Source organism: Variovorax sp. Root411 (genome assembly GCF_001425205.1).
In the GTDB taxonomy this organism is placed as follows: Bacteria; Pseudomonadota; Gammaproteobacteria; order Burkholderiales; family Burkholderiaceae_C; genus Variovorax.
In genome coordinates, this window is sequence record NZ_LMDW01000017.1 from 243,533 (window position 1) to 265,722 (window position 22,190).

Sequence of the window (22,190 nt, forward strand, 5' to 3'; positions counted from 1 at the left end):
TTCCCCCTCAAGACCAGAACACGGCGAGACACGATGGAAGTTTCATTCAGCAAGGAAGTGGAGATGCTGCGCCTCGGCGCAGGCGACACCTTCCACGGCGAGGGCATCCTCGCGATCACCAAGGGCCTGCTGCAGTCGGGCGTGGCCTACGTCGGCGGCTACCAGGGGGCGCCGGTGTCGCACCTGCTCGACGTGATGGTCCAGGGCAAGGCCTACATGGACGAGCTGGGCGTGCACGTGGAGGCCTGCTCGAACGAGGCGTCGGCCGCCGCGATGCTCGGCGCGTCCATCCACTACCCGCTGCGCGGCGCAGTCACCTGGAAGTCGATAGTCGGCACCAACGTGGCGGCCGATGCGCTCTCCAACCTCTCTTCGCCGGGCGTGACGGGCGGTGTGCTGGTCGTTGTGGGCGAGGACTACGGCGAAGGCGCCAGCGTGATCCAGGAGCGCACGCACGCCTATGCGCTCAAGTCGAGCATGTGCCTGCTCGACCCGCGGCCCGACCTCGGCGTGATGGTGCGCATGGTGGAGGAAGGCTTCCGCCTGTCCGAGAGCTCGAACATGCCCTGCCTCATGGAACTGCGCATCCGCACCTGCCACGTGCGCGGCAGCTTCGAGTGCAAGAACAACATCGCGCCCGCCGTCTCGACCCGCGCGCTGATGGCCGAGCCCGCGGGCTTCGACTACATGCGGCTCGCACACCCGCCCGTCACCTTCCGCCACGAGAAGCTCAAGGGCGACGAGCGCATGCCGGCGGCGCGCCGCTACATCGTCGAGCACGGCCTCAACGAGCTGATGCCCGGCGGGCGCCACGCGGACCTCGGCATCGTTGTACAGGGCGGGCTTTACAACGCGCTGATCCGCAGCCTGCAGCAGCAGGGCCTGGCCGATGCCTTCGGCGACACGGACATCCCCATCCTCGTGCTCAACGTGACCTATCCGCTGGTGCCGGAGCAGGTCGCCGACTTCTGCGTGGGCAAGCGCGCGGTTCTGGTGGTGGAGGAAGGGCAGCCCGAATACATCGAGCAGGACATCGCTACGCTGCTGCGCCGGCGCGACATCCAGACGCCGCTGCATGGCAAGGACATGCTGCCGTCGGCGGGCGAGTACGGCGTCGAAGTGCTGTCGGGCGGCATCGGCAAATTCGCCGCGCAGTACATCATGGCGAGCGAGGCTCTGTCTTCCGCGCAGGCCTGGCTGGCCGGCAATCGCGAACGCCGCGAAGCGGTGGCGCGGCAGCTGGCCACACCGCTGCCCAACCGGCCGCCGAGCTTCTGCATCGGCTGCCCGGAGCGGCCCGTGTTCTCGGCCCTCAAGCTCGCGCAGCAGGAGACCGGCCCGGTGCACATCGCGGCCGACATCGGCTGCCACGCCTTCGGCACCTTCGAGCCCTTCTCGATGGGCCACTCGATCCTCGGCTACGGCATGAGCCTCGCGAGCCGCGCGGGCGTCGCGCCGATGATGAACCGCCGCACCCTGTCGATCATGGGCGACGGCGGCTTCTGGCACAACGGGCTGCTCACCGGCGTGCAGAGCGCGCTGTTCAACGGCGACGACGCGGTGCTGCTGATCTTCAAGAACGGCTACACCTCGGCCACCGGCACGCAGGACATCATCTCCACGCCCGACGACGAGACAAAGGAGCGCGCCGTCGACAAGCAGCAGAGCCTGGTCGACAAGAACCAGACCATCGAGGACACGCTGAAGGGCCTGGGCGTGAAGTGGATGCGCACCGTCACCACCTATGACGTGGAGCGCATGCGCAAGACGCTCACCGAGGCGCTCACCAGCGACTTCAACGGCCTGAAGGTAGTGATCGCCGAAGGCGAATGCCAGCTCGAACGCCAGCGCCGCATCAAGCCGTGGCTCGCCGGCCTGCTTCAACGCGGCGAGCGCGTGGTGCGCGTGAAGTACGGCGTTGACGAGGACGTGTGCAATGGCGACCACGCCTGCATCCGCCTGTCGGGCTGCCCGACGCTCACGCTCAAGGACAACCCCGATCCGCTCAAGGTCGACCCTGTGGCCACCGTGATCGACGGCTGCGTGGGCTGCGGGCTGTGCGGCGCGAATGCGCACGCGGCCACGTTGTGCCCTAGCTTCTACCGGGCCGAGGTGGTGCAGAACCCGAAGTGGCACGAACGGCTGCTGCATGGACTGCGCGGCGCGTTCGTTCGTGCGCTTCAACCGGCATGAGGAGCGAAGGCATGGAGAACAACCGCCCCATCACCCTGCTCGTCTGCGCCCTCGGCGGCGAAGGCGGCGGCGTGCTCACCGAATGGCTGGTCGACATCGCGCGCCACGCCGGCTACGCCGCGCAGAGCACGTCGATTCCTGGCGTGGCACAGCGCACGGGCGCCACCACCTACTACATCGAGGTGTTCCCCGTGCCGCTCGCGCAGCTCGGCGGCAGGCACCCGGTGTTCAGCCTGAGTCCGGTGCCGGGCACGCTCGACGCGATCGTGTCGTCGGAGCTGCTCGAGACCACGCGCCAGATCGGCAACGGCATGAGCGCGCCGCTGCGCACGCTGGTCATCAGCTCGTCGGCGCGCATCCTCACGACGGCCGAACGCATGGAGCCCGGCGACGGCCGCGCCGATGCGCAGCGCCTCGTCGACGTGGTGAAGGCCTTCAGCCGCGAGCACCATGTGTTCGACATGAACGCCGTTGCGCGCGACAGCGGCACGGTGGTCAGCGCGGTGATGCTCGGCGCCATCGCGGGCAGCGGGTTGTTCCCATTCCCGCGTGAAGCCTACGAGCACGTGGTGCGCGGCGGCGATACCAGCGCACCCGGCAAGCTCGGCAAGATGGCGGCCGCCAGCCTGCGCGGCTTTGCGGCGGCTTTCGACGCGGTGAGCGCGCCGCGGGTGCAGGCCGCGTTCGTCAGCAGCGTGCTCGCCGGCGACACCAACGACGCGCCACCGCCGGCCGGCGCATTGCCCGCCGACCTCGCGCGGCGCTTCCCGCCTGCCGTGCACGACATGCTCACCCTTGGCCATGCCCGCGTGCTCGACTACCAGGACGCCGCCTACGCCGCACACTATGCCGAGCGGCTGGCCCGCGTGCTCGACGCCGAGCGCGCCGCCGACCCGGCCGGCGCGCAGGGCTTCGCCATCACCCGCGAGGCCGCGCGCTGGCTCGCGCTGTGGATGGCCTTCGACGACATCGTGCGCGTGGCCGCACTCAAGGGCCGCGCGAGCCGCGCACAGCGGGTGCGGCAAGAGGTGCGGGCCGGCGACGACGACATCGTGAAGGTCTACGACCACTTCAAGCCCGGCGCCGCCGAGTTCGCGGCGCTGCTGCCTCCTTCGCTGTCGCGCCGCGTGACGGCATGGGACCGGGGCCGGCAGGCGCGCGGCCTCGCGCCGTGGGCGCTGCCGCTGAAAGTGGGCAGCCATTCGGTGTTCGGCATGGCCTCGCTGCGGCTGCTGGCTTCGCTGCGCTGGCTGCGCCGCCGCGGCAGCCGCTTTGCAGAGGAGCAGGCAGTGATCGAACGCTGGCTCGCCGCCGTGGAGGCGGGCACGCGCGAAGCCTGGGCGCTCGGCCACGAGCTGGCGCTGTGCGGGCGGCTCATCAAGGGCTACGGCAGCACCAACGAACGCGGCAAGGAAAACCTGCTGCACATGACGGACCATCTCGCGGCGCAGCCCGGCATCGCGCCGGCCGAGCGAACGCGGGCCGTCGCCGCCGCGCGCACGGCCGCGCTGGCCGACGACGCAGGCAAGGCCCTCGATGCGGCGCTGCTCGCGCACGGCGCGCCCGCCCGCCCCGTCAAGGCGCAGCCCATCCGCTGGATGAAGCGCAAGCCCGCCGGCAGCGCCTGAGACAGAAGGGAAGGCACCCGCGATGGCACTGCTGCTCAATGTCGAGGACTACCGGCGCCGCGCTCGGCACGTGCTGCCGCGCCTGGTGTTCGACTATGTCGACGGCGGCGCGGAAGACGAACGCTGCCTCCGGCGCAACCGCGATGCGCTGGAGGCATTGCCGCTGATCCCGGAGTGCCTGCGCGACACGAGCGCGTTGGACATCGGCATCGAACTCTTCGGCAGCCGCTGGCGCACGCCCTTCGCGATCGCACCGATCGGGCTGGCCGGCATCGTGCGCCCGCATGCCGATGCGTTGCTGGCCCGTGCCGCGCAGGCCGCGCGCGTGCCCTTCATCCTCTCGACCGCATCGAACACCCGCATCGAGGACGTGCGCACCGCCGCCCCCGATGCCACGCTGTGGATGCAGCTCTACGTGATGGGCGAGCGCGCCATCGCCGAGCGCATCGTGCACCGTGCTCGCGCCGCCGGCTTCGAGGCGTTGGTGCTCACGGTGGACGTGCCCGTCGGCGGCCTGCGCGAACGCGACCTGCGCCACGGCTTTCGCGTACCGATGCGGCTCACGCCCGGCACAGTGCTCGACATGGCACGGCACCCCGCATGGCTGCTGCGGCTCGCGCGCAACGGCATGCCGCGGTTCGCCAACCTGCTGCTCGACGACGACGGCGCCCCCGTCTCCGCGCAAGCCCAGGCCGCGCTGCTCTCGCGCACCATGGACCGCACGCTGACCTGGGAAAGCCTGGCGTGGCTGCGCCGGCTCTGGGACGGCCCGCTGCTCGTCAAGGGCCTGCTGGGCGCGGAAGACGCCCGGCGTGCCGTGCGACACGGCGCGGACGGCATCGTGGTCTCGAACCACGGCGGACGCCAGCTCGACGCGGCACCGGCCAGCATCGCAGCACTGCCCGCCATTGCCGATGCGGTCGGCGGCCGCATTCCCGTGCTCATGGATGGAGGCATCCGGCGCGGCAGCGACGTCGTGAAGGCGCTCGCACTGGGCGCTCGCGCGGTCCTCCTCGGCCGCGCGCCGCTCTATGGACTGGCCTGCGACGGCGAGCGGGGCGCGCTGTCGGTGCTGCAGTTGCTGGTGCAGGAGACCGAACGCACGATGACGCTGCTCGGCGCGGCGCATGTGCGCGAGCTCGGGCCGCGCCACGTCGACCAGCCCGCACCGCGTTCGCCCGACGCACCGGACGGCTTCGCGCAACGGCCCCTGGAAGGCACGCGCGGGAAACCCTCCATTTACCCCACACGCGCGCCTGCCTAGGCTCACCCCAGCCCGACGATTCACGCCACCCATAACGAAGGAGACCATGAAAACCAATCGCCATCCCCGCCGCGGCACGCGCCCGCAACGCATCGCCCGCATCCGCCCCCTCGCCCTGCTGGCAGCCTGCGCCGCGCTCGTCGCGGGCACGCCCGCCGTGCAGGCGCAAGACAAGCCGGTGCAGCTCAAGCTGTCGAGCTGGGTGCCCGCGCAGCACCCCCTCAACCCCGCGCTGCAGGCCTGGGCCGACGACATCAAGAAGGAATCGGGCGGCACCATCACCGCGATCCTGTTTCCGTCGGAACAGCTCGGCAAGGCCTTCGACCACTACGACATGGCGCGCGACGGCATCGCGGACTTCTCGTACGTGAACCCGGGCTACCAGCCCGGCCGCTTTCCGGTGATGGCGGGTGCGTCGCTGCCCTTCCTTTTCGCCAACGGCAAGGAAGGCTCGGCCGCCATCGACGCCTGGTACCGCAACTACGCGGCCAAGGAGATGAAGGACGTGAAGTACTGCTTCGCGTTCGTGCACGACCCCGGCACCTTCCACGCGCGCAAGAAGATCACCGTGCCCACCGACATCAAGGGCATGAAGGTGCGCCCGGCCACCAGCACCGTGGGCCAACTCATCACATCGCTGGGCGGCACCAACGTGCAGGCCTCCGCGCCCGAATCGCGCGACATGCTGGAGCGCGGGGTGGCCGACGCCATCACCTTCCCCTGGGGCTCCATCGGCCTGTTCGGCATCGACAAGGTGGTGAAGTACCACATGGACGTGCCGCTCTACGTCACGCCCTTCGTGTGGGTGATGAACAAGGGCAAGTACGACGCCATGTCCACCGCGCAGAAAAAGGTGATCGACGGCCATTGCACCAGCGAATGGGCGCAGAAGGTGGCGGGACCGTGGGCCGATTTCGAGTTCGCGGGCCACGCCAAGATGGCCGCGCTGCCAGGCCACGAGATCTACAAGCTCACACCGGAGCAGCTCGATGCATGGCGCAAGGCCGCCGCGCCGTCGGAAGCGCAATGGGCCGAGAGCGTGAAGAAGGTGGGCGAAGATCCGAAGGCGGTGATGGATGCCCTGAAGGCCAGCCTCGCCAAGTACAAATCGGCGCTCTGAGCGATGGCTACACGGTCCGCCAGCTACATGGACCGCGCGATCAACACGATCGAATGGCTTGCCGCCGTCTTCGTGGGGATCGTCGCGCTCAACATCTTCGTGGCCGTGGTGCTGCGCAAGTTCTTCGACACCTCGATTCCCGATGCGTACGACTTCGGCCGCATGCTGCTGGGCATCCTGATCTTCTGGGGCATCGCGGCCACCAGCTACCGGGGCGGCCACATCACGGTCGACCTCGTGTGGACGGCCGCGGGCCCGCGCATGAAGCGCGTGATCGACGTGTTCGCCACGCTGGTGCTGCTGTTCGTGGTGGCGGTGCAGACCGCCATGCTGTTCGACAAGGTGCGCGGCACCTACGTCGACAACGTGCAGACCTACGACCTCAACATCCCGACCTGGCCCTTCTATGCGGTCGCCTGGGCCGGCGACGTGTGCGCGGTGCTGCTGATCGCCATCCGCACGTACAGGCTGATCTTCCATCCGGAGCAGCTCGAAGAAGTCCACCCCGAACAGAAGGCCGATGAATGAGCCCCGATGCAGTTGCCATCCTGGGCTTTGTCGCCCTTTTTGCGTTGATGTTGTTGCGCGTGCCGGTCGGCATGGCGATGGGCCTGGTGGGCGTGGTGGGCTACAGCTACCTCGTCGGTCCCGGCCCCGCGCTGAAGCTCGTGGGCCAGACCTCCATGCGCACCGTGACCGACTACACCTTCGGCGTGATCCCGATGTTCATGCTGATGGGCGCGCTGGTGTCGGTGTCGGGCGTGAGCCGCGAGCTCTTCGAGGCGGCCAACTCGATGATCGGCCACCTGCGCGGCGGGCTCGGCGTGGCCACCGTGGTGGCGTGCGGCGGCTTCGCGGCGATCTGCGGCTCGTCGGTGGCCACGGCCGCCACGTTCTCGGCGGTGGCGTACCCGGAGATGCGGCGCTTCAACTACCCGCAGTCGTTCTCCACCGGCGTGATCGCCGCGGGCGGCACGCTGGGTGCGATCCTGCCGCCATCGACCGTGCTCGCGGTGTACGCCATCCTCACGCAGCAGGACATCGGCAAGCTCTTCATGGCGGGCATCGTGCCCGGCGTTCTCGCAATGGCGATGTACGTGATGACCATTGCCATCATCGTCAAGCTGCGACCCGACTGGCTGCCCGGCGGCGAGGTCAAGCCGTGGTCGGAACGCTTCAAGGACCTGAAGAACGTGTGGGCCCCGCTGGTGCTGTTCGTGTTCGTGATCGGTGGCCTGTATGGCGGCTTCTTCACGCCGACCGAAGCGGGCGGCGTGGGCGCGAGCGGCGCTTTCATCCTCGGGCTGGTGCGGCGCAAGCTCGACGGCCCGAAGATCCGCGAGGCCCTGCTCTCGGCCACGCGCACGGCGGCGGCGGTGTTCACGGTGCTGATCGGCGCACTGCTGTTCGGCTACTTCCTCACCATCACGCAGAGCCCGCAGAAGCTCACCGAGTTTCTCACCGGCCTGGGCATCGGCCGCTACGGCGTGCTCGCGCTCATCATGCTGATGTACCTGGTGCTCGGCTGCCTGATGGACGCGATGGCCATGATCATCCTGACCGTGCCCATCATCTACCCGGTGATCGTGCACCTGGGCTTCGACCCGATCTGGTTCGGCGTGATCATCGTGATGACGGTGGAGCTGGGGCTGATCCATCCACCGGTGGGAATGAACGTGTTCGTCATCAAGAGCGTGGTGAAGGACGTGAGCTTCACCACCATCTTCAAGGGCGTGCTGCCGTTCATCGTGACGGACATCGTGCGGCTGGTGATCCTGATCGCCTTTCCCATCATCGCCCTGTGGCTGCCGACGAGAATGGGCTGATGAGCAACAGCGACAAAGAAATCGTCTACACCGTGCGCATCGAATTCGGCGACTGCGACCCGGCCGGCATCGTGTGGTTTCCCAACTTCTTCCGCTGGATCGATGCGGCCTCGCGGCATTTCTTTGCCGAATGCGGCGTGCCGCGCTGGGAAGAAGCGGCGGACACGCTCGGCGTGATCGGCACGCCGCTGGTCGACACGCACACGCGATTCGTGAAAGCGGCGACCTACGGCGACACGCTGCACATCGCGGTGCGCATCACCGAGTGGCGCGAGAAGAGCTTCGTGCAGACGTACCGGGCGACGCGCGGGGACGACCTGATCCTCGAATGCGAAGAGGTGCGGATCTTCGCTGCGAAGCGCGAGGGCGGCGGCATCCGCGCGGTGCAGATCCCGCCATCGATTCGCGCGCTCTGCGAATAGCTCGCGTCGCGAGAAGACCTTGCGCCGCATCATGGAACGCCGTCCCAAGGGTTGACTCTCCGCATGCCGCAGTGCAACAATCCGGAATCTTCATTTCGGAGCCCCGTGCGTGGACAGTGCCAGTTGGATCAGTGACAAGACGCGTGCCTCGGCAGGCGTGACACACCCGGCTCTCTAGCGCAGGCTCCCCCGCGCTGCGTGCCGGTGTGCACACAGCGTGACTCTCTTGCCTTGCGGCAAGCGGCTCCCTCCTCCCGATTCCCGTCGTTCTCGTTGCTGACTTTTTCAGTCAGCTTGCGTGCGTCCGTGCGCGAGGCCCTTCAACGCGAAGGAGCCTTGTCATGCGTCACTTTCATCTTCGTCGTCAGCCGCACGAACAGCGCGTTCGCTCGTCGGCGCACGAGCCTGCGCGCGCCCTCGATGCTGCCGCAGCGCCGGCCGTCGATGCGGCGCTGGACCAGGCCGCCGCGTTGTGGACCACGCGCCGCATCCGCAGCTTTCTGGTGCTCCAGCCGGGCTGCACGCCCCGTCGCTGAGCCGCTCCACACGCCCGTCCTTCTTCAACCTGCCAGCAACACAGGAGCACACCATGGACCCAGCCTCTCGTTGGCGCCGTAGCGCGCCCCCTTCGCTTCGATCGATTGCAGCAACAACAACGCGGCCCGCCGCCGCGCTTCGCAAAGGGTTGCCCCTGGCTCGTTGAGGCCCGGTGGTTCTCCCCGGGCGGGCGGCGGCCGCCCCGAAGGAGAACCCCATGAAAAATGTCCTGAAGTCTTTCTTCGAAAGCTTCCTGCGCAGCCGCCACATGCTGCATCACTTCGAGCGCTGGCAGACGCTGCTGGGCTCGAAGCCCGTCGGCACCGGCTCCGCCAGCATGCCGCCCGATATCGCCAAGGCGCTGAACGCCGCTTCGCGCACCGATGCAAGCGACATGCTCGCCAGGCTCGACAGCTCGCCACGCGGCCTCAGCGAAGGCCATGCGCAACTGCTGCGCAAGCGCCTCGGCAGCAACGAGGTGCGCCACGAGCAGCCGCTGCCCTGGTGGCAGCACCTGTGGCAGTGCTATCGCAACCCGTTCAACCTTCTGCTGACGGTGCTGGCGCTGGTCTCCTACGTCACCGAGGACATGAAGGCCACGCTCGTGATCGGCAGCATGGTGGTGCTGTCGACGGTGCTGCGCTTCCTGCAGGAGTCGCGCTCCAACAAAGCGGCCGACCGGCTCAAGGCGATGGTGAGCAACACCTCGACCGTGCTGCGACCCGCGCCGGGCTACAAGGCGGGCGTGGCCGGCACCGAGGGCTTCGACGCCACGCACGCAGGCACCGTGCGCATCGAGGTGCCGATGCGCGACCTGGTGCCAGGCGACGTGATTGCACTCTCGGCCGGCGACATGATCCCGGCCGACTGCCGCCTGCTCACCGCCAAGGACCTGTTCATCAGCCAGTCCGCGCTGACGGGCGAAGCCATGCCGGTCGAGAAATTCGTCATCGACCGCGGCGAGCGCGACGCCGGTGTACTCGAGCGCGAAAACCTGCTCTTCATGGGCACCAACGTGATCAGCGGCACGGCCACCGCGCTGATCGTGCACACCGGCGACCGCACCTTCTTCGGTGCACTCGCCCAACGCGTGACGGCCACCGACCGCGGCACCAGCGCGTTCCAGGCCGGCATCAACCGCGTGAGCTGGGTGCTGATCCGCTTCATGCTGGTGATGGCGCCGCTGGTGCTGGTGATCAACGGCGTGGCCAAGGGCGACTGGTGGGAGGCGGCGCTGTTCGCGCTGTCGATCGCGGTCGGGCTCACGCCCGAGATGCTGCCGATGATCGTGACCGCCACGCTGGCCAAGGGCGCAGTGGTGATGTCGCGCCAGAAGGTGATCGTGAAGCGGCTCGAGGCGATCCACAACTTCGGCGCGATGGACGTGCTGTGCACCGACAAGACCGGCACGCTGACGCAGGACCGCATCGTGCTCGAGCGCCACACCAACGCCTGGGGCGAGGAGTCGGACCATGTGCTGCAGCTGGCCTACCTGAACAGCTTTCATCAGACGGGGCTGAAGAACCTGCTCGACAAGGCCGTGCTGAGCCATGCCGAGATGCAGCTCGAGACGCGCCTGCAGACAACCTGGCGCAAGATCGACGAGGTGCCCTTCGACTTCTCGCGCCGCCGCATGTCGGTGGTGGTGGGCAATGGCGGCAGCGAGCACCTGCTGATCTGCAAGGGTGCGCTGGAGGAGATCCTGTCGGTGTGCACTTCGGTCGAGCGCGGCGCCGAGGTGCTGGCGCTCGATGCCGAGGTGTTGGCGCGCATCCATCGCGTGGCGTCGGAGCTCAATGCCCAGGGCCTGCGCGTGGTGGCCGTGGCGAGCCGCGCGCTGGCGGCCGGGGCACAGAAGCCGGCTTATGGCGTGGCCGACGAGTCGGGGCTCACGCTGCTGGGCTACGTGGCCTTTCTCGATCCGCCGAAGGAATCGACCGCACCGGCGCTGCGCGCGCTGGCCGAGCATGGCGTGGCGGTGAAGGTTTTGACCGGCGACAACGAACTGGTCACGCGCAAGGTCTGCGCCGACGTGGGACTGGAGGTCGGCCGCATGGTGCTCGGCCGCGAGATCGAGGAGCTGGACGACGCCAACCTGCGCGTGCTGGTCGAGCGGCACCAGGTCTTCGCCAAGCTCACGCCCGCGCACAAGGAGCGCATCGTGCAGGCGCTGCATGCCAACGGGCACGTGGTGGGCTTCATGGGCGACGGCATCAACGACGCACCCGCGCTGCGCGCCGCGGACATCGGCATCTCGGTGGACAGTGCGGTGGACGTGGCCAAGGAGTCGGCCGACATCATCCTGCTGGAGAAGAGCCTGATGGTGCTGGAGCAAGGCGTGATCCAGGGGCGCCGTACTTTCGCGAACATGCTGAAGTACATCAAGCTCACGGCGAGCTCGAACTTCGGCAATGTGTTCTCGGTGCTGGTGGCGAGCGCGTTTCTTCCGTTCCTGCCGATGCTGCCGCTGCATCTGCTGGTGCAGAACCTGCTGTACGACGTGTCGCAGATCGCGATTCCGTTCGACAACGTGGACGATGAATTCCTGAAGGCGCCGCAGCGCTGGAACCCTGCGGACCTGGGGCGCTTCATGGTGTTCTTCGGGCCGCTGAGCTCGGTGTTCGACATCCTCACGTTCACGGTGATGTGGTTCGTGTTCGCAGCCAACACGGTGGGCCACCAGACGCTCTTTCAGTCAGGCTGGTTCGTCGAAGGGCTGCTGTCGCAGACGCTGATCGTGCACCTGATCCGCACGCGCAAGATCCCGTTCCTGCAGAGCCGCGCGGCGTGGCCACTGCTGATCATGGGCGTGGCGATTGCCGCGGTGGGCATCTGGCTGCCGATGGGGCCGCTGGCGCACTACTTCAAGCTGCAGGCGCTGCCGCTGATGTACTTCCCGTGGCTGATCGCGATGCTGGTCGGCTATGCGGCGCTGACGCAGGCTGTGAAGGGGTGGTACGCGCGGCGGTATGGGTGGCAGTGATCTTTCTGTTGAGTGTTCAGGGCGTGTGCACAGGCCGCCGGGTACTCCCCTGCGCGAATGTCCCCCGGCCTACGGCCTCCTCCTTTATTTCGCTGCGGGGAGCACCCGACGCCCTGTGCACGATGGACGCAGCGCTCGTGCCGGCCGTTCAACCGCTCTGCTGAACGCCCACGCCGACGGGGTGCCTTGCGCAGCGAAATAAAGGAGGAGGCCGCAGGCCGGGGGACATTCGCGGAGCAAGGTACCCCGTCGGCGTGAGCGCGCCCTGAACAACGCCCTTCACGCACAAACCAAACTCAAGACCGGAATCAGACGCCCAGAATAGAAACAGCCTTGGTGTTCAGGTAAGCCTCGAGCGCTTCCGGGCCGCCTTCCGAACCGTAGCCCGAGTCCTTCACGCCGCCGAACGGCATTTCCGGCGAAGGCGTGGCGGGCTGGTTGATCCACAGCATGCCGAGCTCGAGCTTCTGGCTCAGCAGGTGCGCGCTCTTGATCGACTTGGTGAAGGCATAGCCGGCCAGGCCGAAGGGCAGGCGGTTGGCTTCGGCAATCGCTTCTTCGAGTGTGTCGAAGCCACGGATGGCGGCGATGGGGCCGAAGGGTTCGTTGTTGAACACGTCGGCGTCCAGCGGCACGTCGGTCAGCACGGTGGGGGCGAAGAAGTTGCCCGTGTCGCCGATGCGTTCGCCGCCTGCCGCCACGGTGGCGCCCTTCTTGCGCGCATCTTCCAGCACGTAGGCCATCGCGGTGAGGCGGCGCGCGTTGGCGAGCGGGCCGATGGTCGTGCCTTCGGCCAGGCCGTCGCCGAGCTTCAGGCCTTCGGTGTACTTGACCAGCGTGCGGGCGAATTCTTCGCGCAGGCTGTTGTGCACCAGGAAGCGGGTCGGCGAAATGCAGACCTGGCCCGCATTGCGGAACTTGGCGGCGCCCGCTGCCTTGACGGCCAACGCCACGTCGGCGTCTTCGGCCACGATGACCGGGGCGTGGCCGCCCAGTTCCATCGTGACGCGCTTCATGTGCGATCCGGCCAGCGCGGCCAGTTGCTTGCCTACCGGGGTGGAACCCGTGAAGGTCACCTTGCGGATGATCGGGTGCGAGATCAGGTAGTTCGAGATCTCGGCGGGGTTGCCGAACACGAGGCCAACGGTGCCGGGCGGGATGCCGGCGTCGACAAAAGCCTGCAGCAGCGCGGCGGGCGATGCGGGGGTTTCTTCAGGCGCCTTCACCAGGAACGAGCAGCCGGTCGCCAGCGCGGCGCCGAGCTTGCGCACGATCTGGTTGATGGGGAAGTTCCACGGTGTGAAGGCGGCGACGGGGCCGAGCGGCTCCTTCAGCACGAGCTGCTGCGCGGCAAGGTTGCGCGAGGGCACGATACGGCCGTACACGCGGCGGCCTTCGTCGGCGAACCACTCGATGATGTCGGCGGCGGCCAGCGTCTCGCCCTTGGCTTCGGCCAGCGGCTTGCCTTGCTCTTGCGTCAGCAGCTTGGCGATGTCGCCGGCGCGTTCGCGGATCAGGCCGGCAGCGCGGCGCATCACGGCGGCGCGCTCATTGGCGGGCGTGTTGCGCCACTTGTCGAAGCCGCGTTGTGCGGCGGCCAGGGCGCGGTCCAGGTCGGCGATGCTGGCATGCGCCACCTTGCCGATGGCCTTGCCGGTGGCGGGGTTCACGACGTCCAGCGTCTTGCCGCCGACGGCGTCGACCCATTCGTTGTCGATCAGCAGGCGGGTGTCGGTGTAGGTGGCGGTCATGGCGAACTTTTCCTTCGGGGACTGGATGATGAAAAGGGGAAATCTGGGTGTGCGGCGCGGCACCTTGGAGGTGCGCATGCGACAACGGCGGCCTTGCGACCGCCGGAGGCATAGATTAACCCGAGTTCAGGAAGCCCGCCGGGGGCTGCCAAACACCCCCGCTACAAGATCAGCAGCGCGCGGAAGTCGTTGACGTTGGTGTGCGTCGGGCCCGTCACGAACAGATCACCGATCGCGTCGAAGTAGCCATACGCGTCGTTGCGGTCGAGGTGGTCCGACAGCTTCTTGCCGGCCGCCGTGGCGCGCGCCAGCGTGTCGGGCGTGACGAAGGCGCCGGCGTTGTCTTCCACGCCGTCGATGCCGTCGGTGTCGGCGGCCAGCGCCCACACCTGCGGCTGGCCCATGAGCGCGCCGGCCAGCCCCATGCAGAACTCGCCGGCCCGGCCGCCGCGGCCCTTGGCCTGGCCGGGCTGGCGCGGGCGGATCGTGACCGTGGTCTCGCCGCCCGAAAGGATGACGCAGGGCCGCGCGAACGGCTCGCTGCGGTGCGCCACGGCGCGGGCCAATGCGGCATGTACCTTGCCGACCTCGCGCGACTCGCCTTCCATCTCGTCGCTGAGGATGTGCGCCTCGATGCCGGCCTCGCGCGCCGCCCTGGCCGCTGCTTCGAGCGACTGCTGCGGCGTCGCGATCATGTGGGTTGCGTGGCCCTGGAACACGGCATCGTCCGGCTTGGGCGTTTCGAGTTCGCCGCTTTCGAGTTGCGCGCGCACAGGCGCAGGCACCTCGATGCCGTAGCGGTCGAGGATCGCGAGCGCGTCGGCGCAGGTGGTGGCGTCGGGCACGGTCGGGCCGCTCGCAATGACGGCCGCGTCATCGCCGGGCACGTCGCTGATCGTCAGTGTCACCACGCGGGCCGGCGCGCATGCGGCCGCCAGCCGGCCGCCCTTGATGCGCGACAGGTGCTTGCGCACGCAGTTCATCTCGCCGATGCCCGCGCCGCTTTCGAGCAGTTGCTTGTTGATTCGCTGCTTGTCGGCCAGCGTCAGGCCCTCGGCCGGCAGCACCAGCAGCGACGAGCCGCCGCCCGAGATCAGGCACAGCACGAGGTCGTCGGCCGTCAGGCCCTGCGTCAGCGCGAGGATGCGTTCGGCGGCCTGCTGGCCGGCCGCGTCGGGCACGGGGTGCGCGGCCTCGACGATCTCGATGCGTTGCGGCACGCCTTCGGGCCGCGGCGGAATGTGGTCGTAGCGCGTGACGACGAGCCCCGACAGCGGCGCATCGGCCGGCCACAGGGCCTCGAGCGCCTGCACCATCGAGCCACCGGCCTTGCCGGCGCCGAGCACCAGCGTGCGGCCCTTCGGCGGGGGCGGCAGGTGGGCCCCCAAGGTGGACAGCGGCAGTGCACGGTCCACCGCCACGCGGTAGATGTGTTCGAGGAAGGCGCGCGGGGCCTCGCGCGGATCGGGGGCGGGGCCGAAGGATGGATTCGATGCGGTCATGGCTTTGCTTGTCTCCAACCGGCGATTGTGCGGGGCACAGCGCCCCGCACTCTTGATCCCGGTCTAGTTTGTCTTGGCGCCGGCCTGGAACCAACGGCTGACGAGGGCCCGCTCTTCGTCGGTGATGCCCGTGGCGTTGTTCATCGGCATGATCTTCGTGACCACCACCTGCTGGTAGATCGCCTGCGCATGCGCGGCCACCTGCTCGGGCGAATCGACACGCACGTTCTTCATCTGCACGGCCGGGCCGTGGCACATGAAGCAGCGCTGCTCGAGCACCTTCTGCACGTCCTTGAATGCGACCACGGGCGCTGCTGCGGCAGCCACGGGCGCCGCAGCCGGCTCGGGCTTCATCCAGACGATGGTCAGGCCCAGCACCACGATGCCGATCAGCGCATACGGCAGCGGATTGCCCGCGTTGCCCAGCTTGAAGCGGTGGCACACCACGAAGAACTGCCGGATCGCCGCGCCGCCGAGCATGATCAGCAGCAGCACGATCCAGTTGTACTTGTGCGTGTAGGTGAAGCTGTAGTGGTTGCTCAGCATCGCGAACAGCACCGGCAGCGTGAAGTAGGTGTTATGCACGCTGCGCTGCTTGCCGCGCTGGCCGTGCACCGGGTCCACCGGGCGGCCTTCGCGCAGCGCAGCCACGTTCTTGCGCTGGCCGGGAATGATCCAGAAGAACACGTTGCCGCTCATGGTCGTGGCCATCATCGCGCCCACCAGCAGGAAGGCCGCGCGGCCCGCGAACCATTGGCAGGCCAGCCAGGTCGCGAAGACGATGAAGAGCGCGATCAGCACGCCGACGATGGTGTCGCCGTTCTTGCGCCGCCCGAAGACCTGGCAGATGCCGTCGTAGACCATCCAGAACACCACGAAGAAGGCCAGCGCCACGCCGATGGCGGCACCGGGCTGCCAGTCCATCTTCGACTTGTCGATCAGGTAGGTGCTCGCGTTCCACAGGTATGACATGGTGAAGAGCGCAAAGCCCGTGAGCCACGTGCTGTAGCTCTCCCAGTACGACCAGTGCAGGTGGTCCGGCAGCCTCTTGGGCGCCAGCGCGTACTTCTGCATGTTGTAGAAGCCGCCGCCGTGCACGGCCCATTGCTCGCCACCCACGCCCTTGTCGAGCGATTCCTGGTCCTGCGGCTTCTCGAGGCTGTTGTCCAGCATCACGAAGTAGAAGGAAGCGCCGATCCAGGCGATGGCGGTGATGACGTGGACCCAGCGCAGCAGCAGGTTGGCCCAGTCGAGGTAATAGCTTTCCATGGATGCTCTCTCTCAACCCTGTCGGCGCGCAGGAACGCCGCGAAGGGGTTTCAGCCTGCTCACCACTGCGGGCGCTGTAAGCAGAGAAAGTGCCGCGAACGCAGGCGCCAGAAAATGGGCCTCGCTCCGCTGCGGCTTGTTGTGGACCGAAAGTGTATACAGTTTTGGCAAGTGGCGGGATGCTTTTTTGATGGCGTCGCCGCCGGGGAAAACCCTGTTCAGCCCAGCGATTGCAACAACTGTGCCGCCACCGCCACCGCAATCACCTCGGGCTCCTTGCCCGTGATGCCCGGCACGCCGATGGGGCAGGTGATGCGAGCCAGTTCGTCGGCCGTGAAGCCGCGCGCCTCGAGCCGGTGGCTGAAAGTGGCCCACTTGGTCTTGCTGCCGATCAGGCCGACGTATGGCAGGTCGTTGCGCTCGCGCAGTCGCTTGAGGCAGGAGATGACGATGTCGAGGTCTTCGGCGTGGCTGAAGCTCATGATCAGCACGCGGCTGCCCGGCGCGAGCGCGGCCACGGCGTCCTGCACGGGCTCGGAATGCTCGGTGTCGATCTGTGCCGGCAGCTTTTCGGGGAAGACGCCGTCGCGGCTGTCGATCCAGCGCACGGAGAACGGCAGCGCGGCCAGCAACCGCGCCAATGCGGCGCCCACGTGGCCGCCGCCGAACAGCGCCACGGGCTCGAGTTGCGCGACCAGTTCGCGCTGCAGCCTCGGCGCGTCGGCGGCCGTGACGCGCTCGTACGACAAGAACATCACGCCGCCACAGCACTGCCCCAGGCTTGGGCCGAGCGGGTAGCGCTGGATGCCGTCGAAGGGGGCGCGCGTGCCGGCCAGCAGCTCGCGCGCTTCCTTCGTGGCCTGGAATTCGAGTTGCCCGCCGCCGATGGTGGCCGTGAGCGCGCCGGCCCACACCGCCATCCAGGTGCCCGCCTCGCGCGGGGCCGAGCCCTGCGTCGATTCGACACGCACCAGCACCGCGTCTTCGCGGGCAAGGCGAGCCAGCAATTGATCGACCAGGCCATTCATTTCCGACACCTTCGGTTGCGGGGCTGCACGAGACTCACGGTATAAACCGGCGATGAACCGTCAGCTTACGCCGCGCCGCCTTGCCCTGGTGGCATCCGTCATTTCCGCACTCTGGCTCGCCGGCTGCGCAAGCCCCGGGACCGTGCCCGGTCAATTGAGCGAGGTCAAGGCCGAACCGAGTGTGGCGGCCACCGTGTCGCACACCTCGTCGAATGCGGCCACCGCGCGCGAGTACCGCCGCGATGCGGCACGCCACATCTACAACGCCAACAAGTCCCGCATCTACAGCGGCCAGCTGCCGCCGATGCTCTATGCCGTCGGCACCCTGCAGGTCAACCTCGATGCCGGCGGCAAGGTGGTGTCGCTGCATTGGATGCGCGCGCCCAAGCACGCACCCGAGGTCATCGCCGAGATCGAACGCACGGTGCTGCAAGCCGCGCCCTTCCCCGTCGCGACCCGCCTCGGCGCGGTCACATGGACCGACACCTGGCTGTGGGACAAGAGCGGGCGCTTCCAGCTCGATACCCTGACCGAAGGGCAAAACTAGGCTCACCCCCAGTCTTCGCGCACTTCGTGTCGCTTCGCCAACCCCCTTGCAGGGGGCAACACCAGCGGCCCGGCAAAGCCGGTTCCGCGGTGTTCCACGAAAAGACAATGATCGCTCCATCAGGGGCTGGGCCGGAGATCAAGACCCGCGGTATGTGGAGTAGCTCCATGGGCTCACCAGCAGCGGCACGTGGTAGTGCTGGTCGGTGTGCGCCACGCCGAAGTCCAGCGACACCTTGTTCAGGAAGTTCGGCTCGGGCAGCTTCACGCCGCGGGCCTTGAAGTAGCCCGCCACGTCGAACACCAGCCGGTAGGTGCCGGCCTTCAGCGAGTTGTTGTCGTAGAGCGGTCCGTCGCTGCGGCCGTCCGAATTCAGCGTGAAGCGCTTCACCAGCGTGGCGGCGTCGCCGTCGGTGGTGAACAGCGCAACCTCCATGCCGGCCGCCGGGCCGCCGTGCATCGTGTCCAGTACGTGAGTGCTCAAGCCCATGGGGCGCTCCTTCGAATGTCGAAATCTGGTGCGGGAAATTCCGGTGGACAAAAGTGTATACAGTTACCGGCTTTGGGTCTATCATGAAAAACATGGAGTCCTCCACCACCCGTTCGATCGTCGATGCCCTCACGAAGGCCATCGTCGAGCACCGGCTTCAGCCCGGCACCAAGCTGGCCGAGCAGAAGCTGGCCGATCACTTCGGCGTGTCGCGCACGCTGGTGCGGCAGGCGCTGTTCCAGCTGTCGCAGAACAAGCTCATTCGGCTCGAACCCGCGCGCGGCGCCTTCGTGGCCGCGCCCGCTGTCGACGAAGCCAAGCAGGTGTTCGCGGTGCGCCGCATGCTCGAGGCCGAGATGACGCGCGAGTTCGTGCGCACCGTCACGCCGGCCAAGATCAAGGCGCTGAAGGAACACGTCGCGCTCGAAAAATCCGCCGTGTCGGGCGAGGACATCTCGGGCCGCACCGAGCTGCTCGGCGACTTCCACGTGCGCATGGCCGAGCTCATGGGCAACACGGTGCTGGCGCAGATCCTCGGCGAGCTCATCTCTCGCTGCGCCCTCATCACGCTGATGTACCAGAGCGCCAGCGCGGCCGAGCACTCCAACGACGAGCACGCCGACATCGTGAAGGCGCTGGCCGCGCGCGACGAGGAGCGCGCCGTGCGCCTCATGACCGAGCACCTGGAACACGTCGAGGCCAACCTCACGTTCGACCGCAAGGTCCCCACCAACGACATCTCGCTCGCCCTCGCATGACCCACCCCCGTTGCTGCTCACTTCGTGTAGCCGCCTCCCCCTCAAGGGGGCAACACCAGTGGCCCGGCAAAGCCGGTTCCACGGTGTTTCCCGAATGAGTCGCGACCACTGACACGATCGCTCTTGATATGACCGTCTACGACACCACCCTGCCCTACCCGCGCGACCTCGTCGGCTACGGCCGCAATCCGCCCCATGCGCAATGGCCCGGCGGCGCGCGCATCGCGGTGCAGTTCGTCCTCAACTACGAAGAAGGCGGCGAGAACGCCACGCTGCACGGCGACGCGGGCTCCGAACAATTCCTTTCCGAGATGTTCAACCCGGCGAGCTTTCCAGACCGGCACATCAGCATGGAAGGCATCTACGAATACGGCTCGCGCGCCGGCGTGTGGCGCATCCTGCGCGAGTTCGAGAAGCGCGGCCTGCCGCTGACCGTGTTCGGCGTGGGCATGGCGCTGGAGCGCTACCCCGAGCTCACGGCTGCCTTCAAGGAACTCGGCCACGAGATCGCCTGCCACGGCTGGCGCTGGATTCATTACCAGAACCTCGACGAAGCCACCGAGCGCGAGCACATGCGCCTGGGCATGGAAGCCATCGAGAAGCTCACCGGCGAGCGGGCGCTTGGCTGGTACACCGGCCGCGACAGCCCACGCACGCGCCGTCTCGTGGCCGACTACGGCGGCTTCGAATACGACAGCGACTACTACGGCGACGACCTCCCCTTCTGGATGAAGGTGCAGAAGACCGACGGCAGCGTGGTGCCCCAGCTCATCGTGCCCTACACGCTCGACTGCAACGACATGCGCTTCGCGCTGCCGCAGGGCTATTCGCACGCCGATCCGTTCTTCCAGTACATGAAGGACAGCTTCGACACGCTCTACGCCGAAGGTGACCCGGCCGGCGACAACAGCCCCAAGATGATGAGCATCGGCATGCACTGCCGCCTGCTCGGGCGGCCCGGGCGCATCACGGCGCTGCAGCGCTTTCTCGACCACATCGCGCAGCACGACCGCGTGTGGATCTGCCGGCGGCTGGACATCGCGCGCCACTGGAAGCAGGCGCATCCTTTCGAAGCTGGAGCCGCATCATGAGCCTCACCATCGCCCAACTCAACGCCGCGGTGCCGGCCGCAGCTGTCGCACTGCTCGATGGCATCTACGAGCACTCGCCCTGGATCGCGCAGCGCGCGCTGGCGGCCCGCCCCTTCCGCTCGCTCGCGCACCTGAAGCATGCGCTGGTGCAGGCGCTGGCCGCCTCGACGGCCGACGAGCAGATCGGGCTGATCCGCGCCCACCCCGAACTCGCCGGCAAGGCCATGGTCAGCAAGACACTCACGGCTGAATCGACCAACGAACAGAGCAAGGCCGGCCTGACCGACTGCACGCCCGAAGAGTTCGCGAAGATCCAGCAACTCAACGCCGACTACAACGCGAAGTTCGGCTTTCCGTTCATCCTCGCGGTGCGCGGCCCGCGCGGCACCGGGCTGGCCAAGCGCGAGATCATCGACACCTTCGAACGCCGGCTGTACAACCACCCGGGGTTCGAACTCGGCGAGGCGCTGCGCAACATCCATCGCATCGCCGAGATCCGCCTGAACGACAAATTCGCCGCCGACATCACGCTCGGCAACGACGTGTGGGACTGGCAGGAACAGCTCTCGGTGCACACCGACCCGGGCTACGCCGAGAAGGGCCAGCTCACCGTCACCTACCTGACGGATGCGCACCGTGCTTGCGCCGCGCAGATCTCCACGTGGATGCGCGACTGCGGCTTCGACTCGGTACACATCGATGCGGTCGGCAACGTGGTGGGTCGCTATGAAGGCAGCACGCCCGACACGAAGACCCTGCTCACCGGTTCGCACTACGACACCGTGCGCAACGGCGGCAAGTACGACGGCCGCCTCGGCATCTTCGTGCCCATGGCCTGCGTGCGCGAGCTCAAGCGCCAAGGCAAGCGCCTGCCCTTCGCCTTCGAGGTGGTCGGCTTTGCGGAAGAAGAAGGCCAGCGCTACAAGGCGACCTTCCTGGGCTCGGGCGCGCTCATCGGCCATTTCGACCGGCGCTGGCTCGACCAGAAGGACGCCGACGGCATCACGATGCGCGAAGCCATGCAGCACGCGGGCTTGAAAGAGGAAGACATTCCGAAGATCCAGCGCGACCCCGCCCGCTACCTCGGCTTTGTCGAAGTGCACATCGAGCAGGGCCCGGTGCTCACCGAACTCGACCTGCCGCTGGGCATCGTCACCTCCATCAACGGCAGCGTGCGCTACGTGGGCGAGGTCATCGGCATGGCCAGCCACGCCGGCACCACGCCGATGGACCGCCGCCGCGACGCGGCCGCCGCGGTGGCCGAGCTGATCCTCTACACCGAGCAGCGCGCCGCGAAGGACGGCGACTCGGTCGGCACCGTCGGCATGCTTGAAGTGCCCAGCGGCTCGATCAACGTGGTGCCGGGGCGCTGCAAGTTCAGCCTCGACCTGCGCGCGCCCAACAACGCGCAGCGCGACGCGCTGGCCACCGACGTGGTCGACGCGCTGAAAGACATCTGCGAGCGCCGCGGCGTTCGCTACGAGCTCGAGGAAACGATGCGCGCCGCCGCCGCGCCGAGCGCACCGGCCTGGCAGCAGCGCTGGGAAAAAGCGGTCGATGCCCTCGGCATTCCGCTTTTCCGCATGCCCAGCGGCGCCGGCCATGACGCGATGAAGCTGCACGAGGTGATGCCGCAGGCCATGCTCTTCGTGCGCGGCATCAACTCGGGCATCAGCCACAACCCGCTCGAATCGAGCACCAATGACGACATCCAGCTGGCGGTTCAAGCCTTTCAACTGCTGCTGGACAACTTCGCCGCCGAACAAGCTCACTGAAAAAATA

Annotated in this window: 18 protein-coding genes; 13 read left to right on the forward strand and 5 right to left on the reverse strand. The window is 67.7% G+C overall.

Annotated features, from left to right (window positions below; genetic code table 11):
• Window positions 1–33 precede the first annotated feature (33 nt).
• The 9 genes from ASC92_RS21620 (at window position 34) to mgtA (ending at window position 11,973) form a co-directional block, all read left to right on the forward strand.
• A complete protein-coding gene (locus ASC92_RS21620) occupies window positions 34–2,193 on the forward strand; it encodes an indolepyruvate ferredoxin oxidoreductase subunit alpha (protein WP_056519735.1) in 2,160 nt (719 codons plus the stop codon).
• Window positions 2,194–2,204: 11 nt separating this feature from the next.
• The gene (locus ASC92_RS21625; RefSeq protein ID WP_056519737.1) at window positions 2,205–3,821 is read left to right on the forward strand and encodes an indolepyruvate oxidoreductase subunit beta family protein; all 1,617 of its coding nucleotides are present in this window, start codon (window positions 2,205–2,207) and stop codon (window positions 3,819–3,821) included.
• Between the two features lie 22 nt (window positions 3,822–3,843).
• On the forward strand, window positions 3,844–5,085 hold the full coding sequence (locus ASC92_RS21630) for an alpha-hydroxy acid oxidase (RefSeq protein ID WP_056519740.1): 1,242 nt from the start codon (window positions 3,844–3,846) through the stop codon (window positions 5,083–5,085).
• 46 nt (window positions 5,086–5,131) lie between these two features.
• Entirely contained in the window at window positions 5,132–6,205 is a 1,074-nt protein-coding gene (locus ASC92_RS21635; RefSeq protein ID WP_082519669.1) for a TRAP transporter substrate-binding protein, read from the forward strand.
• Window positions 6,206–6,208: 3 nt separating this feature from the next.
• Window positions 6,209–6,733 carry a TRAP transporter small permease gene (locus tag ASC92_RS21640; protein WP_235505938.1) on the forward strand — a complete coding sequence of 175 codons (525 nt, stop codon included), beginning with the start codon at window positions 6,209–6,211 and terminating at the stop codon, window positions 6,731–6,733.
• A complete protein-coding gene (locus tag ASC92_RS21645) occupies window positions 6,730–8,031 on the forward strand; it encodes a TRAP transporter large permease (RefSeq protein ID WP_056519746.1) in 1,302 nt (433 codons plus the stop codon). Before ASC92_RS21640 ends, ASC92_RS21645 begins: the two co-directional genes overlap by 4 nt.
• The gene (locus tag ASC92_RS21650; protein WP_056519749.1) at window positions 8,031–8,453 is read left to right on the forward strand and encodes an acyl-CoA thioesterase; all 423 of its coding nucleotides are present in this window, start codon (window positions 8,031–8,033) and stop codon (window positions 8,451–8,453) included. Before ASC92_RS21645 ends, ASC92_RS21650 begins: the two co-directional genes overlap by 1 nt.
• Before the next feature lie 341 nt (window positions 8,454–8,794).
• Entirely contained in the window at window positions 8,795–8,989 is a 195-nt protein-coding gene (locus ASC92_RS21655; RefSeq protein ID WP_056519753.1) for a hypothetical protein, read from the forward strand.
• 218 nt (window positions 8,990–9,207) lie between these two features.
• Window positions 9,208–11,973 carry a magnesium-translocating P-type ATPase gene (gene mgtA / locus ASC92_RS21660; RefSeq protein WP_056519756.1) on the forward strand — a complete coding sequence of 922 codons (2,766 nt, stop codon included), beginning with the start codon at window positions 9,208–9,210 and terminating at the stop codon, window positions 11,971–11,973.
• Window positions 11,974–12,281: 308 nt separating this feature from the next.
• Here mgtA and ASC92_RS21665 read toward each other — a convergent pair whose 3' ends face one another.
• The 4 genes from ASC92_RS21665 to xdhC form a co-directional block, all read right to left on the reverse strand.
• Window positions 12,282–13,724: an NAD-dependent succinate-semialdehyde dehydrogenase gene (locus tag ASC92_RS21665; RefSeq protein ID WP_056519759.1), complete on the reverse strand. Its 1,443-nt coding sequence runs from the start codon at window positions 13,722–13,724 to the stop codon at window positions 12,282–12,284.
• 161 nt (window positions 13,725–13,885) lie between these two features.
• Window positions 13,886–15,226: a glycerate kinase gene (locus ASC92_RS21670; RefSeq protein ID WP_056519762.1), complete on the reverse strand. Its 1,341-nt coding sequence runs from the start codon at window positions 15,224–15,226 to the stop codon at window positions 13,886–13,888.
• Window positions 15,227–15,289: 63 nt separating this feature from the next.
• Window positions 15,290–16,495: a urate hydroxylase PuuD gene (locus tag ASC92_RS21675; RefSeq protein ID WP_056519765.1), complete on the reverse strand. Its 1,206-nt coding sequence runs from the start codon at window positions 16,493–16,495 to the stop codon at window positions 15,290–15,292.
• Between the two features lie 218 nt (window positions 16,496–16,713).
• Window positions 16,714–17,523 (reverse strand): xanthine dehydrogenase accessory protein XdhC, encoded by an 810-nt coding sequence (xdhC, locus tag ASC92_RS21680; RefSeq protein WP_056519767.1) that lies wholly within the window; start codon window positions 17,521–17,523, stop codon window positions 16,714–16,716.
• A 52-nt stretch (window positions 17,524–17,575) separates the two neighbouring features.
• Here xdhC and ASC92_RS21685 point away from each other — a divergent pair, with 52 nt between their 5' ends.
• The gene (locus ASC92_RS21685) at window positions 17,576–18,070 is read left to right on the forward strand and encodes a hypothetical protein (RefSeq protein ID WP_056519769.1); all 495 of its coding nucleotides are present in this window, start codon (window positions 17,576–17,578) and stop codon (window positions 18,068–18,070) included.
• Between the two features lie 138 nt (window positions 18,071–18,208).
• Here the strand turns inward: ASC92_RS21685 and uraH are convergent, their stop codons facing one another.
• Window positions 18,209–18,559 carry a hydroxyisourate hydrolase gene (gene uraH / locus ASC92_RS21690; protein WP_056519771.1) on the reverse strand — a complete coding sequence of 117 codons (351 nt, stop codon included), beginning with the start codon at window positions 18,557–18,559 and terminating at the stop codon, window positions 18,209–18,211.
• Between the two features lie 83 nt (window positions 18,560–18,642).
• Here uraH and ASC92_RS21695 point away from each other — a divergent pair, with 83 nt between their 5' ends.
• From ASC92_RS21695 to uraD, 3 genes are all read left to right on the forward strand, one after another.
• A complete protein-coding gene (locus ASC92_RS21695) occupies window positions 18,643–19,317 on the forward strand; it encodes a GntR family transcriptional regulator (RefSeq protein WP_056519774.1) in 675 nt (224 codons plus the stop codon).
• Between the two features lie 128 nt (window positions 19,318–19,445).
• On the forward strand, window positions 19,446–20,408 hold the full coding sequence (gene puuE, locus ASC92_RS21700) for an allantoinase PuuE (RefSeq protein WP_056519777.1): 963 nt from the start codon (window positions 19,446–19,448) through the stop codon (window positions 20,406–20,408).
• Entirely contained in the window at window positions 20,405–22,183 is a 1,779-nt protein-coding gene (gene uraD / locus ASC92_RS21705; RefSeq protein WP_056519781.1) for a 2-oxo-4-hydroxy-4-carboxy-5-ureidoimidazoline decarboxylase, read from the forward strand. The genes puuE and uraD overlap by 4 nt, the downstream gene beginning before the upstream one ends.
• The last annotated feature ends 7 nt before the right edge of the window (window positions 22,184–22,190 follow it).

Bases quoted from the DNA above. Each gene is read 5' to 3' on its own strand.
- ASC92_RS21620 (WP_056519735.1), top strand. From the start codon at position 34: ATGGAAGTTTCATTCAGCAAGGAAGTGGAGATGCTGCGCCTCGGCGCA.
- ASC92_RS21625 (WP_056519737.1), top strand. From the start codon at position 2,205: ATGGAGAACAACCGCCCCATCACCCTGCTCGTCTGCGCCCTCGGCGGC.
- ASC92_RS21630 (WP_056519740.1), top strand. From the start codon at position 3,844: ATGGCACTGCTGCTCAATGTCGAGGACTACCGGCGCCGCGCTCGGCAC.
- ASC92_RS21635 (WP_082519669.1), top strand. From the start codon at position 5,132: ATGAAAACCAATCGCCATCCCCGCCGCGGCACGCGCCCGCAACGCATC.
- ASC92_RS21640 (WP_235505938.1), top strand. From the start codon at position 6,209: ATGGCTACACGGTCCGCCAGCTACATGGACCGCGCGATCAACACGATC.
- ASC92_RS21645 (WP_056519746.1), top strand. From the start codon at position 6,730: ATGAGCCCCGATGCAGTTGCCATCCTGGGCTTTGTCGCCCTTTTTGCG.
- ASC92_RS21650 (WP_056519749.1), top strand. From the start codon at position 8,031: ATGAGCAACAGCGACAAAGAAATCGTCTACACCGTGCGCATCGAATTC.
- ASC92_RS21655 (WP_056519753.1), top strand. From the start codon at position 8,795: ATGCGTCACTTTCATCTTCGTCGTCAGCCGCACGAACAGCGCGTTCGC.
- mgtA (WP_056519756.1), top strand. From the start codon at position 9,208: ATGAAAAATGTCCTGAAGTCTTTCTTCGAAAGCTTCCTGCGCAGCCGC.
- ASC92_RS21665 (WP_056519759.1), bottom strand. From the start codon at position 13,724: ATGACCGCCACCTACACCGACACCCGCCTGCTGATCGACAACGAATGG.
- ASC92_RS21670 (WP_056519762.1), bottom strand. From the start codon at position 15,226: ATGACCGCATCGAATCCATCCTTCGGCCCCGCCCCCGATCCGCGCGAG.
- ASC92_RS21675 (WP_056519765.1), bottom strand. From the start codon at position 16,495: ATGGAAAGCTATTACCTCGACTGGGCCAACCTGCTGCTGCGCTGGGTC.
- xdhC (WP_056519767.1), bottom strand. From the start codon at position 17,523: ATGAATGGCCTGGTCGATCAATTGCTGGCTCGCCTTGCCCGCGAAGAC.
- ASC92_RS21685 (WP_056519769.1), top strand. From the start codon at position 17,576: ATGAACCGTCAGCTTACGCCGCGCCGCCTTGCCCTGGTGGCATCCGTC.
- uraH (WP_056519771.1), bottom strand. From the start codon at position 18,559: ATGGGCTTGAGCACTCACGTACTGGACACGATGCACGGCGGCCCGGCG.
- ASC92_RS21695 (WP_056519774.1), top strand. From the start codon at position 18,643: ATGAAAAACATGGAGTCCTCCACCACCCGTTCGATCGTCGATGCCCTC.
- puuE (WP_056519777.1), top strand. From the start codon at position 19,446: ATGACCGTCTACGACACCACCCTGCCCTACCCGCGCGACCTCGTCGGC.
- uraD (WP_056519781.1), top strand. From the start codon at position 20,405: ATGAGCCTCACCATCGCCCAACTCAACGCCGCGGTGCCGGCCGCAGCT.